Source organism: Pseudodesulfovibrio tunisiensis (genome assembly GCF_022809775.1).
GTDB classification, from domain to species: Bacteria; Desulfobacterota; Desulfovibrionia; order Desulfovibrionales; family Desulfovibrionaceae; genus Pseudodesulfovibrio; species Pseudodesulfovibrio tunisiensis.
Genome location: NZ_CP094380.1, coordinates 3,178,184 through 3,194,148, shown reverse-complemented (window position 1 = coordinate 3,194,148; position 15,965 = coordinate 3,178,184). Strand labels below are relative to the sequence as shown.

At 61.8% G+C, this 15,965-nt stretch carries 17 protein-coding genes; 2 read left to right on the top strand and 15 right to left on the bottom strand.

The window, feature by feature from the left end:
• Positions 1-8 precede the first annotated feature (8 nt).
• Genes MPN23_RS15225 through MPN23_RS15210 form a run of 4 tightly spaced genes read right to left on the bottom strand, consistent with a single transcriptional unit; the run spans position 9 to position 2,812 of the window.
• Complete coding sequence (locus MPN23_RS15225) at positions 9-554, bottom strand: biotin transporter BioY (protein ID WP_243545052.1); 546 nt, start codon at positions 552-554, stop codon at positions 9-11.
• A 45-nt stretch (positions 555-599) separates the two neighbouring features.
• Entirely contained in the window at positions 600-1,568 is a 969-nt protein-coding gene (gene bioB / locus MPN23_RS15220; RefSeq protein ID WP_243545051.1) for a biotin synthase BioB, read from the bottom strand.
• A complete protein-coding gene (gene rsmI / locus MPN23_RS15215; protein WP_243545050.1) occupies positions 1,565-2,398 on the bottom strand; it encodes a 16S rRNA (cytidine(1402)-2'-O)-methyltransferase in 834 nt (277 codons plus the stop codon). The genes bioB and rsmI overlap by 4 nt, the downstream gene beginning before the upstream one ends.
• 6 nt (positions 2,399-2,404) lie before the next feature.
• Positions 2,405-2,812 carry a YraN family protein gene (locus tag MPN23_RS15210; RefSeq protein WP_243547404.1) on the bottom strand — a complete coding sequence of 136 codons (408 nt, stop codon included), beginning with the start codon at positions 2,810-2,812 and terminating at the stop codon, positions 2,405-2,407.
• A gap of 151 nt (positions 2,813-2,963) precedes the next feature.
• Between MPN23_RS15210 and MPN23_RS15205 the strand changes: the two genes are divergently transcribed.
• Entirely contained in the window at positions 2,964-5,468 is a 2,505-nt protein-coding gene (locus MPN23_RS15205) for a transporter substrate-binding domain-containing protein (RefSeq protein WP_243545049.1), read from the top strand.
• A 17-nt stretch (positions 5,469-5,485) separates the two neighbouring features.
• Here the strand turns inward: MPN23_RS15205 and MPN23_RS17055 are convergent, their stop codons facing one another.
• The 11 genes from MPN23_RS17055 to ffh all read right to left on the bottom strand — a co-directional run bounded on the left by MPN23_RS17055 (position 5,486) and on the right by ffh (position 14,896).
• The gene (locus MPN23_RS17055; protein WP_279388679.1) at positions 5,486-5,743 is read right to left on the bottom strand and encodes a molecular chaperone TorD family protein; all 258 of its coding nucleotides are present in this window, start codon (positions 5,741-5,743) and stop codon (positions 5,486-5,488) included.
• 4 nt (positions 5,744-5,747) lie between these two features.
• Positions 5,748-6,182 carry a TorD/DmsD family molecular chaperone gene (locus tag MPN23_RS17050; RefSeq protein WP_279388678.1) on the bottom strand — a complete coding sequence of 145 codons (435 nt, stop codon included), beginning with the start codon at positions 6,180-6,182 and terminating at the stop codon, positions 5,748-5,750.
• Positions 6,179-6,799, bottom strand: a complete 621-nt coding sequence (locus MPN23_RS15195) for a DMSO/selenate family reductase complex B subunit (protein WP_243545048.1) — start codon at positions 6,797-6,799, stop codon at positions 6,179-6,181. The genes MPN23_RS17050 and MPN23_RS15195 overlap by 4 nt, the downstream gene beginning before the upstream one ends.
• Entirely contained in the window at positions 6,793-9,246 is a 2,454-nt protein-coding gene (locus MPN23_RS15190; protein WP_243545047.1) for a DMSO/selenate family reductase complex A subunit, read from the bottom strand. Before MPN23_RS15190 ends, MPN23_RS15195 begins: the two co-directional genes overlap by 7 nt.
• Positions 9,247-9,502: 256 nt before the next feature.
• Positions 9,503-10,135, bottom strand: coding sequence for a ribonuclease HII (locus MPN23_RS15185; RefSeq protein WP_424450076.1), 633 nt, complete (start codon positions 10,133-10,135; stop codon positions 9,503-9,505).
• A 171-nt stretch (positions 10,136-10,306) separates the two neighbouring features.
• Positions 10,307-10,657 (bottom strand): 50S ribosomal protein L19, encoded by a 351-nt coding sequence (gene rplS, locus MPN23_RS15180; RefSeq protein ID WP_243545045.1) that lies wholly within the window; start codon positions 10,655-10,657, stop codon positions 10,307-10,309.
• A 29-nt stretch (positions 10,658-10,686) separates the two neighbouring features.
• Positions 10,687-11,982: a tRNA (guanosine(37)-N1)-methyltransferase TrmD gene (gene trmD, locus MPN23_RS15175; protein WP_243545044.1), complete on the bottom strand. Its 1,296-nt coding sequence runs from the start codon at positions 11,980-11,982 to the stop codon at positions 10,687-10,689.
• Positions 11,983-11,986: 4 nt separating this feature from the next.
• Positions 11,987-12,667: a ribosome maturation factor RimM gene (gene rimM / locus MPN23_RS15170; RefSeq protein WP_243545043.1), complete on the bottom strand. Its 681-nt coding sequence runs from the start codon at positions 12,665-12,667 to the stop codon at positions 11,987-11,989.
• Between the two features lie 14 nt (positions 12,668-12,681).
• Positions 12,682-12,915, bottom strand: coding sequence for a KH domain-containing protein (locus MPN23_RS15165; RefSeq protein ID WP_243545042.1), 234 nt, complete (start codon positions 12,913-12,915; stop codon positions 12,682-12,684).
• Between the two features lie 83 nt (positions 12,916-12,998).
• Positions 12,999-13,238, bottom strand: coding sequence for a 30S ribosomal protein S16 (gene rpsP / locus MPN23_RS15160; protein WP_243545041.1), 240 nt, complete (start codon positions 13,236-13,238; stop codon positions 12,999-13,001).
• Positions 13,239-13,348: 110 nt separating this feature from the next.
• Positions 13,349-14,896, bottom strand: coding sequence for a signal recognition particle protein (gene ffh / locus MPN23_RS15155; protein WP_243545040.1), 1,548 nt, complete (start codon positions 14,894-14,896; stop codon positions 13,349-13,351).
• 286 nt (positions 14,897-15,182) lie between these two features.
• Here ffh and MPN23_RS15150 point away from each other — a divergent pair, with 286 nt between their 5' ends.
• Positions 15,183-15,965, top strand: coding sequence for a potassium channel family protein (locus MPN23_RS15150; protein ID WP_243545039.1), 783 nt, complete (start codon positions 15,183-15,185; stop codon positions 15,963-15,965).

Here is a 15,965-nt window from a genome sequence, read left to right as displayed (position 1 = left end):
CTGCAATGTCATGCTTCCGGGAGCAGTCTAAACCGAGACAGGTATCGCCAGCAAGCCACAGCCGCCACAATTTTCAACGCATCCCACGGGATGAAGGGGGCCACGCCCACGGCAAGGGCCTTGCCCCAGGAGATGTCCAGAGTCAGAGCCAGCCATGCCATGCCGATGCCGTAGACCGCGACCAGAGCAACCGCGCCCCAGACCAGACCGCGAATCCACGGGGTTCCCTCCCCTTTCCGGGCCATGCCGCACAGCCATGCCGAGGCAAGAAAGCCGAACAGGTAGCCGCCGGTCGGTCCCATGACATAGCCCAGCCCGGCCCCACCGCGCGCAAACACGGGCAGACCGATGGCCCCGGCGATCAGATACAGGCCCACGGCCATGGCTCCGCGCTTCGGCCCGAGCGCATATCCGGCCAGAAACACGAAAAAGGGCTGCATGGACACGGGCACCGGCCCGATGGGAATGACAAGATATGCCCCCACGGCCACGGCCGACGCCATGAGCGCGGTCCAGACCATGCGGTGCAGGGGATTCAAGGTCGCATAGGGCATGCAAGGACTCCTTGCCGATACGGAGATCGGCGTATCGGACGGCTATCAGGCAGGAACCAGACCAGCCCCGGCAATTTCGCCAAGGTCGGAATCCACGGACGCGCCCGAGGTGGTGAGATAGTCGCCCACCATCAGGCCGCTGGCCCCGGCATGAAGCAGCTCGGCCTTGCGCGCCTCGCCGAACACGGTGAGCCTGCCGCCGCAGATGCGCAATGCCGCGTCCGGCAGCAGCAGCCGGTACACGGCCACGATGCGCAGGGCCTCTTCCGGGGCGAGCACGGGCCGATTCTCCAGCCGGGTTCCGGGAATGGGATGCAGAAAATTCATGGGCACGGACGGCACGCCCAGTTCCCTGAGCAGCAGGGCCAGCTCCACCCGGTCCTCCCAGGATTCGCCAATGCCGAAGATTCCGCCCGAGCACACGTACAGCCCGGCCCTGATTCCGCTGCGCACGGCGCGCACGTCCTCGTCATAGGCATGGGTGGTGCAGATGGACGGAAAAAACGACGCCGAAGTTTCCAGATTGTGATGATACCCGACAAGCCCGGCCTTTTTCAACATGGCGAGCTGATCTTCGGCAAGAATGCCCGGGGACAAATCCGGCTTCAGCCCGATGCGGGCGAGCCGTTTCACGGCCTCGGCATACTCGTCCAGATCGTGCCCGCCCACGAGCTTGCCGCTGGCCACCACGCCGAAATGCGCGGCGCCGTGGTCAAAGGCCCGCTGCCCGGCCGCAGCGATTTCCTCCACGGGAAGCAGGGGGTATTCCGGAGCCCGGGTATGATGATGTCCGGACTGGGCGCAGAACGCGCAGTCCTCGGAACAGCGGCCCGACTTGGCATTGACGATGGCGCACAGGGAAATTCCATTGCCGAACCGGGCCGAACGCACGGCATGGGCGGCCTCCAGCAGATCGGGAAGGAGCGCACCGTGCGGGTCGATGATGTGCCGTATCTCGGCGTCGGAAAGCGGCTTGCCTTCCAAGGCCTTGCGGCGTGCGGATTCAAGGATCATGAGGCGCGCATGGTGGCATACACGGCCTTGGCTGTCCAGCCTTTGGCACGCGCGGCCACGCGTCGGGCGATCTCCTTGGGCTTGCCGCCCAGAGCGCTTTCCTCGTTGTGAATGGCGACGATTTCCTCTTCCGAGGTTCGTTCCTGTTCCGTGGCCGGACCGATGATCACGGTGATCTCGCCCCTGAGCTCGAAATTCATGCCGTCAAGCCGATCCAGAGAGCCGCGAATGAACTCCTCGTAATCCTTGGTCAGCTCGCGCGCGATGCAGAACTCACGCGGTCCCAGCACCTCGGCGGCAATGGACAGGGTCTCGGCCAGCCGGGTCTTGCGTTCGAAAAAGACCAGCGTGGCACCGGTGTCGCGATGCACCTCGAAGAATTTCGCGGCCTGACTCCTCTTTCGCGGCGGAAAGCCCAGAAACGAGTAGGGAAGCGGCGGCAGACCACAGGCGCACAGGGCGGTGACAGGCGCGCTGGGCCCCGGGACCGGCCTGACCGAAATGCCGCGCTCCCGGCATTCGCGCACCAGCTTGAATCCGGGATCGGACAGCAGGGGCGTGCCTGCATCCGAAAACAGGGCGGCCTCCCCGCCGTCTTCAAGGTACTCCAGCACCTTGGGCGTACGCTGTTCCTCATTGTGCTCGAAAAAGCTCATGAGCTCGCCCGACCGCTCCAGCCCCAGACGCTGGAACAGCAGCCCGGCGCGGCGGGTGTCCTCGGCCAGCAGCAAACCGGCGCGAGCCAGCACGGCCCGGGCACGGGGAGAAAGATCATCCACATTGCCCAGCGGCGTGGCCACGACCCACAGAATTCCGGAAACATCACTCATATGAAATCACCACGCCCGACCCGCGTTTCCCAGATCGGACAGATCAAAAGCATCAGGATAATGCGTCACGTCCAGCCCGTCCGGGCTCTGCATGACGGCAACAAGATCGAATCGGCACGGCACGTCCCACAGCCCCTTTTCCGATAGATACAGGGACGCGGCCTTTGCCAGACTGGTCATCTTGGCCCGGTTCAAGGCGTCCGCAGGCGTTCCCAGAGAACCGGTCCCCCGCGTCTTGACCTCCACGAAAACAAGGGTGTCCCCCTGCCGACAGACCAGATCGAGCTCCCAGCTCCGGCTGCGCCAGTTGCGCTCGAGCACGCGGAATCCCCGGGATTCCAGATACCGCGCCGCAGCATCCTCGCCCAGCACGCCACGCGACCGCGCGCAAAGATTCCTGCCTCGGATTCGCATGCAGAGGCGGTACCATACTCCGCCTCCGGAAGCCAGAACACGATGCGTCCCGAAAAATATCATAACTTTTCCAGTCAAGGCGTGATAACGAAAAAAGACCATGAAACCATGCTGTTCAACGCCCGCTCTCCGCGCAACAGGAGGATCATCCATGCGACACGCCGCCATCCTGACGCTGGCAATCCTGCTCTTCTGCCTTTCGGTCGGAACTGCGTCCGCAGCCGAGCCGCTGCTCTTTCGCGGCGACCAGAATTATCCGCCCTACGAATTTCTGGACGAAACCGGACATCCGACAGGTTTCAACGTGGACATCACCCAGGCCGTGGCGCGCGTCATGGGGCTCGACATCGAAATGAGTCTCGCGCCCTGGGATACGGTTCGACGCCAGATAGAAGCGCGCAACATCGACGCGCTCATGGGCATGTACAAATCGGAACAACGCGCCCAGATGGTGAACTTTTCCGAACCGACCATTGAAATATCCCACGCCATATTCGTGCGCGAGGAGTCCTCGATTTCCGGGAAAAACGACCTGAACGGCAAAAGCATCATCGTGCAGCAGGGCGACATCATGCACGATTTCCTGATCGAAAATCGCATCCAGGCCAGAATCGTCACCACGGGGGATCAGGCAGAGGCGCTGAAACTCCTGTCCTCCGGGAAATACGACTGCGCTCTGGTGGCAAGACTTCAGGGCCTGTACTTCCGGGACAAGCTCGGCCTGCACAACCTCGTCACCGTGGGGCCGCCACTGGCGCCGCGCAACTACTGCTTCGCCGTGAACAAGGGCAACACCGCCCTGCTCGCCCGCATCAACGAGGGGCTGGCGATCATCAAGCAGTCCGGGGAATACAACGAAATCTACCACAAATGGTTCGGGGCCTATGCCGTCAGGGAGACCGACTCGTCCCGGGACATGCTGATGCTCGCCGGGACCATTCTCGCAGCCGGGCTGGCCGTGATGTTTCTGGGCACCACTCTCTTCTGGCGGGGACGCGCCCGGAATCTGAGCCGGAATATGGACGACCAGCTGGAAATGCTGGACAGGTTCCAGTCGGAACAGGACTGGTCCGAAGCCAGATACGAAGCGCTTTCCGACCTGTTGCGCGACGGAGTGACCCTGCTCCAGACCTCGCCGCGAAAGTATGTCCACGCCAATCCGGCGTTCTGCCAGCTCACCGGCTTTTCCCGCGAGGAAATTCTCGGTCGGGACGCGAACTCGCTCTTCGGATTCGTCCACCCCGAGGACCGGCACATGGTACGCGACAGAATGGAAACCCTGCATGCGGACCCGGCCTGCCCCTCGCGCTTCGACTTCCGCATCCTCCGCACAAACGGCGAACTGCTGTGGATCACGGCTTCGTCCTGCGTTCTGGAAAGAAACGGTCAAAGCTGGATACAAACCATCTACAATGACGCGACCAGTCGCATCCAGTCGGAAAACGACATTCTCAAGGCCAGAAACGAAGTGGAAAATGCGCAGCGGGCCAAGGAGGAATTTCTCGCCAACCTGAGCCACGTCATCCGCACTCCCCTGAACGGTCTGCTCGGCATGCTTCAGCTTCTGCGGAAAATGCCCCTGACCTCGACGCAGGAGGAATGTGTCGAAATTTCGCTCGATTCCGGGCGCAGCATCATGTCCACCATCAATGACCTGCTCATGATCGCCCGGTTCGAATCCGGCTTCATTCCCCTTGATGAACACCCCTTCAGCGTCAAGAACGCGGTACGCACGGTCGTTGCCGGATTCATGCCCCATGTCCGGGAAAAGGGGCTGGAGCTGACAAGCGAAATCGGTCCCGAAGTCCCCGGAGAACTCATCGGAGACAGGGCAAGGCTGCGGCACATCCTGTTCAACCTGACGGACAACGCCGTGAAATTCACGCGCTCGGGGAACATATCCATTTCGGTTCACGCCCTGCCCGTGCGACCATTCGAGGAAGGTGTGCGACTGCTGTTCACGGTCTCGGATTCAGGCGCAGGCATAGCGGACACGGAAATAGACCTTGCCTTCAACCGGTTCCACGTTCCGGTTCCCGACGCGACGCGCCGCCATCCCGGCATGGGAGTGGGCCTGAGCATCGTGCGCCGTCTGGTGGAAAGCATGGGCGGCACGATCACCGTGGACAGCACGCTGGGCAAGGGCACCACGGTCATGTTCACAGCAGCCTTTCTCAAGACGCACGTGGTTCTGGACGAATTGCCCCAGTCGGCCCGGGACTACGAGGAAAGCCCGCCCCCCGCCTCATTGCGGGTGCTTCTGGTGGAAGACGATCTGGTCAACAGGCTGGCTGCGCGACGATTTCTGGAAAAGGCCGGGGCCGAGGTCACGGCCGTGGAGAACGGGGAAGACGCGGTCAACGTGTTTGAAAAGGAGAACTTCGACTGCATCCTCATGGACATTCAGATGCCGGTCATGGACGGCTTCGAGGCCACGCGGCGCATCCGGCGCTCCACGACCCCGGGCCGGAACCCGAAGATCCCGATCATCGCACTCACCGCGCATGCACTGGCCGGAGACAGGGAAAAGATTCTGGCTGCAGGCATGGACGATTATCTGGCAAAACCCATTGAACTGGAAAGCCTGAGCCGGATCATTGCCACCCATGTCCGCTCCGACTCCGCAGAATCGGAGGCAGCGAAACAGCCGACGTAAGCCGTGATCGGCTGAAGTCATTGCCCGGATTCACCCGGGAATCCGGCGACAACGCGAAGCGTGTCCCGACAGAGCATGGCCGCGCCCCTGCAGAACGGGGTGTCGGCCCGGACCTGCAAGGCATCCAGAAACTCCCCGACCCACGGCATGAGGTGCTCGCGCAGAAACGCGGCAGCCGCATGCAAGGCAATTTCGGCCTGCGCAGTCCGCGCTTCGGCAAGAGCATCTGCAGCCATGTGCAGCAGACTGGCCACGAATGCCAGTTCATAGCCCACATGGTCATCGGCTTCCCCCGGACTCCCGGGGCAGGGCCAGCCCGAATTCCGCATAGAGACGACGCACCGCGAACGCGGGCTCGCCGAACAGAAGGCGGTCTTCGGTCAGGCAGACCGATTCCCATTGCGGCAACGGATCACCGGGCCCCACGAACATGGCCGCATGGTCGCGCCGTATCGCGGCAATCCCGGCTTCATCCAGTTCCGCAACAAACCGGGCCATGAGCCGCAACCCCGTGTCGCCCTCCCTGCCCTGTTCCGCAGGCATGGCAAGGGGCCACTCCTCCAGCAACTGCCGGTCGCGAAGGGTCAGCAGCCATTCCCGCGAAGGGCATTCCTGAAAAAGCCGGGCAAAGAATCCGCAGGCCACAGCGCAGGCTTCGGCCATGTCCTGATCCATTCCCGAAAAATCAGGGAAAACCTCGGACGTTCGCGTCATATTTCCTCGGGATTGCAGACCTTGCCATTGCGGGACTTGGGAGGCTGGGCCGTCGGGCCGGGAGTGCACAGCAGATTGGGCTGGGTAATGGCCGGATCGGGCAGGGGCGCCACGACCTCGGATTTGCCGAACCGGGCGACAAGATCGTCGTATTCCCCGAACTGCAAGGCCCGGGTCGGACAGGCGGCCACACATGCCGGGGGCTTGCCCTGCTCCAGATAATCCCGGCACAGATCGCACTTGGTCATCTTGCCGGAATCCGCGTCATACTGGGGCGCGGAATAGGGGCATCCCCACTCGCAGTAGCGGCACCCCACGCACTTTTCCGGATCAACGGAAACAATGCCGTATTCGTCCTTCTGCATGGCCGTAGTGGGACAGGAGCGCACGCAGATGGGATTTTCGCAATGATTGCAGGCAATGGAAAGGTAATAGGCAAACACGTTCTGCACAAAGGTGCCGTCCTTGCGACGGGTCCAGCCGCCCCCGGAATATTCCGATACCCGCCGGAACAGTATCCCCCTGGGCAGATCGTTCTTGTCGATGCAGGCCACCATGCAGGTCTTGCATCCGATGCACGCACCCAGATCAATGTGAAAGGCGGGCCGCTTCAGCATTGCTCGGCTTCCTCCCGCACCTTTTCCACCTGAACCAGATTGGTGTGCTGGGGGTTGCCCTTGGCCAGCGGCGAAGTACGCAGTGACGTGAGCACATTGATGCACCCATTGCGATCCACGCCGTTCCCGTCAGGCTTGAGCCACGCGCCCTGCGGCAGGGTCACGACTCCGGGCATGATCCGTTCCGTGACCTTGGCACGCACGCGGGTTTCACCCCGGTCGTTGAACACCCGGACCATATCGTTATGGCGGATGTCCCGCGTCTCTGCATCCAGCGAATTGATCCACGCCTCCTGCGGCGCGACCTGCTGAAGCCAGTCCACGTTGCCATAGCTGGAATGGGTGCGCTGCTTGTAGTGATGGCCGATGAGCTGCAAGGGATACGGGCCGGAACGCGCCTGTTCAGCGCCTTCCCATGTGGGATGATACTCGGGCAGGGCCGTGATGCTGTCGTCCTCGGGCAGCTCCCATGTCCGGGCCAGTTCCCAAAGGCGTTCGGAAAATATCTCGATCCTTCCGGACGGCGTGTTCAGAGGATGGGCTTCGGGGTTTTCCCGGAATTCGCGGTACATGACCTCGGGCGGATCAGGCCGTTTCCATTTGAACAGACCGACCTTCTGCGCCTCGGCAAAGGTGGGCGGCAGTTCGGGCTTCACCTCGCGGCACTTGGCGTACATGTATTCCAGCCATCCCCGGCGGTCCATGCCAAGGGAGAATTCCTCGTCCACGCCCAGCCGCCGGGCCATGCCCCGGACAATGTCGTACAGGGTACGGCTTTCGTAGAACGGAGCCACGGCCGCCTCGGTGCAGACCAGAAATCCCATTTCCATGGCATAGCCCTGAAACACGATGTCCTCTTCCTCCAGACAGGTGCAGCACGGCAGGAGGATGTCCGCGAATTTCGCACTGGAGGTCATGTAGTTGTCCAGCACCACGATCATTTCGCATTTGGTGTCGTCGCGCAGGATTTCCGCGGTCCGGCGGCAGTCGGAATGCTGGTTGATCAGGGCGTTGCCCGCATGGTTCCAGATGAACTTGACCGGCGTGTCCAGTTGTTCCTTGTTGCGCACACCGTCACGCGTGGCAGTCATGGAAAGGGGGTCGTCCACGGCCCTGGTCCATGCGAACACGGGTATCGAGGTCCTGACCGGATTCTCCCCCTCGGGCACGAGCGGAAACGGTATGCGGAAAAAACCTTCGCGGTCGCCGGTGTTGCCGCCCTGAATGCCCACGTTCCCGGTCAGGATGGGCAGCATGGCAATGGACCGGGCGGTCTGCTCGCCGCATGCCTGCCGCTGCGGCCCCCAGCCCTGCGCAATGTAGCACGGCTTGGCCGTACCGATCTCCCGGGCCAGTTCGCGAATCCGGGTTGCAGGAATTCCGGTGATGCTGGCGGCCCAGTCCGGAGTCTTCCGAATCCGGTCCGGCCCGGTTCCCAGAATGTAGTCCCTGTAGGCATGGCCGTACGGAATGCCCGGGGGCATGGTCTCCTGATCGTAGCCCACGCAGTAGCGATGCAGAAAGTCCTCGTCCACCAGCTTTTCGGTGATGAGCACGAAAGCCAACCCCGCGACCAGCGCCGCATCCGTGCCCGGACGGATGGGAATCCATTCATCGGCAAACGTGGCTGCCGTGTCCGAGAATCTGGGGTCGATCACGATCACGCGGACCCCGCTCTTCCTCCGGGCGCGGAGCAGATCGTACATGCTGCCTCCGCCGCTCATGCGCGTGGCAGCGGGATTGTTGCCGAAAAACACGGCGAGCTCGCAGTTGGCCACGTCGGAAATGGGATTCGCGTTGCACTCGTCGTACTTCGCGCCATAGGTGTACTCCATGGCCGCGGTGATCTGGGCCATGGAGTAGTCGCCGTAATAGTTCAGGCTGCCGCCCAGCAGGTTGACCAGCCTGTGGAAAAACTCCCGGCGGGCCACGATGCCGCCCAGCACACCGCTGCCGTAGTGCCGGTACACGGCCTCGTTGCCATAGGTGTCGATGATTCGCCGAAGCTCCGAGGAAACAATGTCCAGCGCCTCGTCCCAGGAAATGCGCTCGAACCGGCCTTCCCCGCGTTTGCCCACGCGCTTCATGGGGTACTTGAGCCGTTCCGGGGAATAGGCCCAGCGGCGCATGGACCGCCCGCGCAGACAGGCGCGAATCTCGTGCGTGCCGAAATCCCCATCCCCGGTATTGTCGGTCTCGATTCGCGTGACCAGCCCGTCGCGAACATGCGCCCGTAGCGGGCAGCGGCTGCCGCAGTTCACGTTGCATGTGGTCCAGACCACTTTTTCATCAACAACGGGGGATTCGGTCACGGCCCGAAGACCGTAGAAGACGCCGGGACCGGCAACAGCCGCGGTTCCGGCCAGAATCGAGCCCCATTTGAGAAACCCGCGACGATTCACGCCTGCGGGCAGTGGGGTATGGGAAGGGTTCCGGTTCCTGTTCATGAAATATCTTTGCGCAAGGACGCATTTTGCGTCAGCCGTTTCGGCTGCCGAACGCCCGAACCTATCAAATTGCGTACCAGAAGCCAAAAGTCCGCAATCCGGTCGAATTCGCCAGGAACGGATCTCGGTACGCCCCCGATTTCCGCAAAAAACGGAATGTGCCTATTGGAACTTCCGAAAAAAATGGAGAACAAGTATTGATGCTGTGGCGAAAAGACCTATCTGAACCCCGAACGCCATGCAATGCGGAAATCGGCTAGAACAGGCTGCCCTGTCTGATCTCGGGCTCTTCAGGCCGCACGCCGCGAAACGTCATGCGATGCTGGACGCACGGGCCGAGCCTGACAATCGCGTCCATGTGGTCGCGTGTGCCGTAGCCCATGTGCCGGGAAAATCCGTAGCCCGGATAGCGTTTGGCGAGATGAATCATGAGCCGGTCCCGAAAGGTCTTGGCCAGGACCGAAGCCGCGGAAATGGCGGGCACCTTGCCGTCGCCACCGATCACGGACTCCTGGGCAATCTTCATGTTCAGGACATGGGAAGGGACGGTCTTGTTGCCGTCGATGCGCAGAAAGGAAGGGGAAACGCGAAGCGTGGCCACGGCACGCGACATGGCGCGAAACGTGGCCTGAAGAATGTTGATCTCGTCGATCTCCCGGGGCCAGGCAAGACCGAGGGACCAGGCGACCGCCTGTTCGCGGATCAGGGGGTACAGGAATTCCCGTTTGGCCGCAGTGAGCTGCTTGGAGTCGTTCAGGCCCGGCAGATCGTACTCCTCCGGCAGAATGCACGCCCCGGCCACCACGGGTCCGGCCAGACAGCCGCGCCCTGCCTCGTCCACGCCCGCGATCCTGTCCGGCGCGATGCGATCAGGGTCCACCAGAGTCAGTTGCGGCACGGCGCACTCCTCGGAAAGGGTCGGCAACAGGGGCGAGGAATCGATTCCCGCACTTCAGACACAAAAAAGCCCTCCGCAATTCCCTGTGGAATCAACGGAGCGGCCGGGAGGTCGCAAAACCCGGGGAACGTCCGAAGACGCTCCCCGGTCTTGGAAACCGTATTATTCCCAGATCTGCTTGGACTTGATGCGGGCAGCCTTGCCGCGCAGACCACGCAGGTAGTAGATGCGGCTCTGACGAACCTTGCCCTCGGAAACAACCTCGACACGGTCGATGAAGGGGCTGTTCATGGGGAAGATGCGCTCCACGCCGATGCCGTCGGAAATCTTCCGCACGGTGAAGCTGGAGTCGGTGGAGCCGTTGCGCACGCGCAGGACAGCGCCCTGGAAGACCTGAATGCGTTCCTTTTCGCCCTCGATGATGCGGTAATGCACCTTGACGGTGTCACCGGCCTTGAAGGCGGGCATGTCAATGCGAAGATGTTCGGCTTCGATTTTCTTGATGATGTCCATATCCATTCTCCTTTGAGGAAAATATTCTCTCAATACTCGTCCGCAAGAAGTCGATCCACGATGATCGCGACCGCACTGCGAACGGACAAGTGATTGTAGTCGTCCAGGTACCGCAAGGGGCGAAGCGCGCCTTCGGTCCTGCCAAGCACCTCTTCGGCCAGGCCGTGTCCGGTGCCGAAAACCAGCAGGACCGGCGAGGACTCAAGCCATTCCCGAACTTGCGGGAAGGTCAGCGCGGGCTTGGCCTTCCGATTTCTGTCAAGCCGCGCGGAAGTGGCTGCAAGCCGGGGACATTGCCCTGTTTGCGCCTCGATGTCAAGAAGAACCGCATCCAGATCGTGCTGAACACTGGTCAGGGAGAAAGCCTCCGCCCTGTCCGGGTTCGCCTTGCTGCCTCCCCCTGTCTTCCAGTAGTCCAGCAGGGTTCCGGCAAGCCGTTTCTGGTCTTCCAGCGGCGTCACGACATAGAACCCGCCCAATCCGAAGGTGCGGGAGATGCGTGACATATCGTGAACGTCAAGGTTTGTCAAAGAGACGGCAACCTTTTCACGAAATTTATTGAGCACCGGATAATGGATCAGCGCCACGTACAGATTGCGCCCCAGCCGGGTGCGCGAAACCGTGCGCAGAAAATCCACGTCCTCCACGGTCAGTTCGGCCTGCGGCAGGATGTCCGGCCTGTGCCGAAGCGTGGCCTCCAGTGCGCGTTCCCGCCGCCAATCCGCGACCTTGGCGTGATCTCCGCCGGTCAGCACATCGGGCACGGGCAGCCCCTCGAAACTCTCGGGGCGGGTGTAGTGCGGATATTCGAGCATTCCGGCGGAAAAGCTTTCCTCCTCCCCGGACTCCTCGTGCCCCATGAACTCGGGCAGCAGCCGCGACACGGACTCCACGATGCAGAGCGCGCCCGCCTCGCCACCGTTGAGCACGAAGTCGCCCACACTGACCAGCTCGATCGGATACAGGTCGAGCAACCGCTCGTCTATGCCCTCGTACCGTCCGCAGATCAGGGTCACGTCCTGTTCGCTGGCCAGTTCCCGGGCCAGAGACTGGTCCAGTTGCCTGCCACGCGGGGAAAGCATGAGGATGCGCCCGGGATTCCCGATGGAATCCAGAGCCGACTTGAGCGGGCCGCACATCATGACCATGCCCGGGCCGCCGCCATAGGGCCGATCGTCCACGCTGTTGTGGCGGTCCGTGGCAAATTTTCTCGGGTCCACGCAGTCGAACGACACGATGCCGTTGTCCACGCCCTTGCCCATCAGGGCCGAGGAAAGCGGCCCCTGAAAGAATTCCGGGAATATGCTGAGAAGATGAAAGCGCATGTGTCTACTTCCGGGGGGAACGTTTCGGGGCGGAAGGCTTTTTCGACCGCGACCTTTCCCGGGATGCAGCCCCGGATCGGGATTTCGGCCCGGCCTTGGTCACGGTGCGAGGCCGGGCTTGCGTCTCGTCCCGGGGGTCGGTCTGTTCCTCGGCATAGAGGTCCAGCAGACCTTCGGGCGGAGCGATCACGATGCGCCTTTCGTCCGGGTCGATGTCCAGCACGAACTCGGGCACGGCAGGCAGCAGGATTTCCCGGCCCTCGGTCGACCGGATGATCCAGACTTCCTGTCCACCGGCCTCGATGAAGCCCTGGAACTCGCCCACGGGCGATCCATCCTCGAGCAGGACCGCGCACCCGTCCAGTTCGTACAGGTACACACTCTCGTCGATTTCGGGCAGCACGGACTTGCGCACGAGCAATTCCATGCCGCGAAGCGCCTCGGCGCGGTCTCGATCGTCCACGCCGCGAAGCTTCAGCAGCACGCGGGAATTGTGTCTGCGCCAGGATTCCGTTTCGTATGCCCTTGGCCGGGCCTTGCCCGACCGCAAAAAGATGGTGTCAAGCCCGTCAAAAAAAGTCGGGGAGTCCGCATGGCAAAGGATGCAGAACTCCCCGCGAATTCCGTGCGGCTTGACCACCTCGCCGACGCAAATGAATGGGTCGGCGGCATGAGAGGCAGCCATTGCGTTCCTGTTCGCTACTCCAGAATTTCGAGCACGGCGCGTTTGCGCGCCTTGGTGGACGCGGCTCCGAGCAGGGTGCGCATGGCGCGGGCCGTACGGCCCTGTTTGCCGATCACCTTGCCCAGATCCTCTTTCGCCACCTTCAGTTCGATGACAGAAGTCTGTTCGCCCTCGACCTCGGAAACGTTCACTTCGTCCGGGTTGTCTACCAGGGACTTGGCAATGTACTCGATCATTTCTCTCAGCATCGCATGTACCTCCGCAGTTGGCGCTGTTATCGCGCCATGAACTTCAGCTGCCAAAATTTCCCGGACCGCAAGTGCAGCGTTGCCTACAGCCCGGCTTTCTTCAACAGGGAGCGAACGGTGTTGCTCGGCTGGGCGCCCTGTTTCAGCCACTTCTCGATCTTTTCGCTGTCGAGCTTGATTTCCGCAGGCTCCACCATAGGATTGTAGTGTCCAAGGTATTCGATGGGGCGTCCGTCACGGCGGGTGGCGCTGTCGAGAGCCACGACGCGGTAGAAGGGACGCTTCTTGGAACCCATCCGGGTGAGTCTGATTTTCATAGCCATGGTGTCTATACCCCCAATATTCGAGTTAATACGTTTTTGCCCATTGAAAGGCAAGTCTCTTCGGTTGTTTCAGGCATTATAATCTTTCGGGAACGACTCCCGTCGACCTGCTACTTCTTTTTCTTGCGGCGCTGCTTTTTGCCAAGCTTCTTTTTCTTGCGCTCCTTGAGCTGCTTCTTGGTCAATCCGCGCCGCGCCTGGGCGTCCTCACCGCCTTCCATTCCCGGCATCCCGGGCATTCCGGGCATCCCGGGCATTCCGCCCGCGCCGGGCATGGCATCCATGCCGGGCATGCCGCCGCCCAGACCGGGCAGCTTGGGAAGGCCGCCGAACAGCCCCTTCTTCTTTTTCTTGGCCTTGCCGCCGCCAAGCATCTGCTGCATGACGCCGCGCATCTGGCCGAAATTCTTGAGCAGTCCGTTCACGTCCTTGACCGTGACGCCCGAGCCGCGCGCAATGCGCTCCTTGCGGCTCTGGTTGATCACGTCCGGACGCCGCCGCTCGTGCATGGTCATGGAATTGATGATCGCCTCGGTGCGATTCATCTCGTCCTCGGGCAGGGACGCGTCCCCGAGCTGCTTCATGACCTGGCCCATGCCCGGGATCATCTTGAGCAACCCTTCCATGCTGCCCAGCTTCTTCAGCTTGCGCATCTGGGAGCGGAAGTCCTCGAGGTCGAATTCGGCCTTGGCCATCTTGTCGGCCATGTCCTTGGCCTCGTCCTCGTCGATGGCGGTCTGCGCCTTTTCGATGAGGGTGAGCATGTCGCCCATGCCGAGAATGCGGGAGGCAATGCGGTCCGGATGGAAGAGCTCCAGTTCGGACAACTTTTCGCCCATGCCCACGAACTTGACGGACTTGCCGGTCACGGACTTGATGGACAGGGCTGCGCCGCCTCGGGCGTCGCCGTCCATCTTGGTCAGAACCACGCCGGTCACGTCAAGCCGCTCGTTGAAGCTGTCGGCAACGGTCACGGCATCCTGACCGGTCATGGCATCGGCCACGAACAGAATTTCCTGAGGCGCGCACGCCTCCTTGATGTTGACCAGCTCATCCATGAGCGGCTGGTCGATGTGCAGACGACCCGCAGTGTCGAACAGAATCAGGTCGCACCCGCGTTCCTGCGCGTCCTGAAGCGCATTCCGGCAGATGTCCACGGGATTCATGTCCGGGGTGGACGGATACACGGGCACGTCGAGCTGACGGCCCAGGGTCTGCAACTGGTCGATGGCTGCGGGACGGTATACGTCCGCAGGGACCAGATACGGCTTCTTGCCGTTGTTCTTGCGCAGAAACAGGGCAAGCTTGCCCGACGTGGTGGTCTTGCCCGAGCCCTGCAAACCGACCATCATGATCTTCAGGGGATCAGCGGAAACGTCCACGCCGACCTGTTCGCCACCCAGAAGCTCGATCAGCTCCTCGTGAACGATCTTGACGACCTGCTGCCCGGGGTCCAGCCCCTTGAGCACGTCCTCGCCCAGGGCGCGATCCCTGATACCATCGGTAAACTGCTTGACAACCTTGAAATTGACGTCCGCCTCGAGCAGTGCGAGCCGCACTTCGCGCAAGCCTTCCTTGACGTTGTTTTCATCAAGGCGCTTCTGTCCCTTGAACTTGCTGAAGGCATTTGTCAGTCGATCCTGAAGGCTTTCGAACAACTCTGGTTACTCCCGGAATTTCCTCGTTTTCCACGCGCAATAAGCCCGTCCAACGCGGGCAAAGAAGGGGTCTGTTAAGCCAGATTCGCCTGATAGTCAAGGCTGTCGGTTTTGGCAAGCCCCTGTCCACGCCGCTTTCCCGGCCTTGATGCAAGGCCGATATCCGCGCCTGAATACACCGGTTCCACGCGCCCGGAAACCCCCTTTGTTCCGATTTTGCCCGGTCCGCTGCGTTGCCACGCGCCGGGATATGTGCCAATAAATCGGATTGATTGGGAGAACTCGCATGAAAACGCACCGCAATTCCTTCATCGACATCGCCTATACGCATTTTGTTCCCTGTTTTTTCACGGGACTTGTCACGCTCATGGTCTTCGTGGCCCCGCATTCCGGCTGGCTCGTTCACAAGCTCGGCGGCAGTCGTCTGCTTACCGAGGCGGTGCTCACCCCGTTCAACGGACTGGTCGTTGCCGGAATCGTCTGGCTGTTCCACCACCACCGCGACCGCAGACGACCCCTCGGACGCATCACGGCACCGGGACCGGATTCGATCTCGGCACGCCGCAAGGCCCTGCTGGTCGGTTTTCTGTGCGGCTCCCTGAACATCGTGCTGCTCATCAGCGACATCGGCATCCTGATCCTGACCGGCCTCGTGTCCATCGTGGTTCTCATCCACCTGCGCCAGTTCACCCGGGACGTGGCGCTCATGCTCCGGCCTCACCGCCGCGCCTCGTGGTCCGAGGTGGCCGAACTCCTGCGCATCCACATGATCATGCTCTGCGGCTTCACCCTGCTCAACGTGACCCTCGACATCCTGCATTCCACCCTCGGCCTGCCCGGCACGCCGTTCGGATTCGGCTCGCAGGGCGAAATGTTCATCAACGCAATCTATTACACCGTGGTCACCATGACCACGCTGGGCTATGGCGACCTCACGCCCCATACCCTCGACGCCAAGGTGCTCGCCAGCATCCAGTGCCTGCTCGGCTACGTGATGCTGGCCCTGACCGTGGGCGTGATCACCCGGGGCGTGGTGTCCGACACGCAACTGGACGACGCGGACGAATAA